This window comes from Variovorax sp. P1_H12_2, from assembly GCF_056405335.1.
Map to the genome: position 1 here is coordinate 1 of NZ_JBFUCI010000735.1, position 1,371 is coordinate 1,371.

Annotated in this window: 2 protein-coding genes; both read left to right on the forward strand. The window is 65.1% G+C overall.

The features are described 5' to 3' along the window. Nucleotides 1-94: 94 nt before the first annotated feature. Nucleotides 95-736, forward strand: coding sequence for a hypothetical protein (locus tag AC1D2K_RS34690; RefSeq protein ID WP_478094971.1), 642 nt, complete (start codon nt 95-97; stop codon nt 734-736). A gap of 378 nt (nt 737-1,114) precedes the next feature. After that, on the forward strand, nt 1,115-1,371 hold a 257-nt coding region (locus AC1D2K_RS34695; protein ID WP_478094973.1), incomplete at its 3' end, for a Fic family protein.

Genomic DNA, 1,371 nt, shown 5'->3' on the forward strand with positions numbered 1-1,371 from the left:
ACTTCACTGTCAGTGAGCTTGACCGACGTCAGGCGGCCGCGTCGGTTCGAGGCAAATGGCCTCGGCCGCTCATGCCGAACCCGAAGGAGATGACATGGTCACCTACGTTGGTTTAATGAGTTCCACCGAAGAGGGCATGCAAACGGTCAAGGAAACGACCAAGCGCGCCATCGGTAAAAGTACAGGCGTTTGCCGCAGTGCCGTCGTGGCTGGTGTCCTCGCTTTCAGCGGCGGAAATTTCGCGTTCGCCCTCGACACCTGCCTTTCGGGCTACGAGGTGTCGGCCGGCAGCGACGTGTTCGGTGTGACCCAAGGCGTGACCTTCGCCGGGATCGACAACCTTCCCTATCTGGACGGTGGCCCGAACCCTGCCGCATGTGATCGCTGGACCACGAGCGGCAACGGCGGTAGCTGGACCGCGAAGATTGACCGCGTCGGCGTTGCCGGGATCGGAGGCAGCGGGGTCACGGTCGTCGGCGGGCGCTGGTACCGGATCGACCGAGACAACCACGTGAATTTCGGACGGGTCGAGGGGGGCTACGTGACGTGGCCGCCCGCTCTCGATCAGGAAATCCTCGGCTCCGGCTGCGGTGCAGGCGTGGCGCAGTTCACGCTGACAGTGCGAGGCCTGTTTACTCCTGGCACATTCGTTGGCTGCCTCGACGACACCCACCTCGACCCGACGAAGCAACCGTTCATTTTTCCGCCCCGCATTTGGGGAACACTCCGCCTGTGAACTGACCGCCGGCCCGGCGACGGTCAGCCATGTGCAGTCATGAGGGCAGGCGCAGCGGCTAGCAGCCGCCCTGGTGGGGTCTGTGCCGCAATCGCACGTGGATTGGGCTCAGTAGGCTCCGGCGCTGCCCCTTACGCCATCGGCAGCCATCTCGCCGCCTTGGTGGGGCCCCCGCATCGTTACTGACCGATCTTGCGGYGAGACCCCCCAAGTGGTCGGCAACGACAAGGTTGCCTTGTGCATCGAGCAGCACGGCGGCCGGCTGATTGAACGTGGCGGTACTGGCACGCCGCCCCCGCTGTTCGAGACCGACGACGATCGCACGGCTTTCGTCATCCGGCTGCCGGTGCACGCAGGCGCGCGGCCAGGGAAGTCACCATGGAAGTCACCACGGAAGTACGCCGGGTCGTCGCGGCCATGAATCGTGAGCTGTCACGCCAGGAACTTCAGCGCCTGCTGAGGCTGGCGAATGCCGAGCATTTCCGAAAGGCCTATCTGTTGCCGGCGCTGGCCAGCGGCGTGCTGGAAAGGACGCTTCCGGAGGCACCGCGCAGCAGCAAGCTGCGCTACCGTCTCACCGCGGCTGGCCAGCGGGTCAAGGAGCTGCTCAAGGCGCAGGTGGACGCGAAGTCACC

What these genes read in the sequence shown, in the direction of transcription:
- AC1D2K_RS34690 (WP_478094971.1), top strand. Translation starts at nt 95, where the DNA reads ATGGTCACCTACGTTGGTTTAATGAGTTCCACCGAAGAGGGCATGCAA.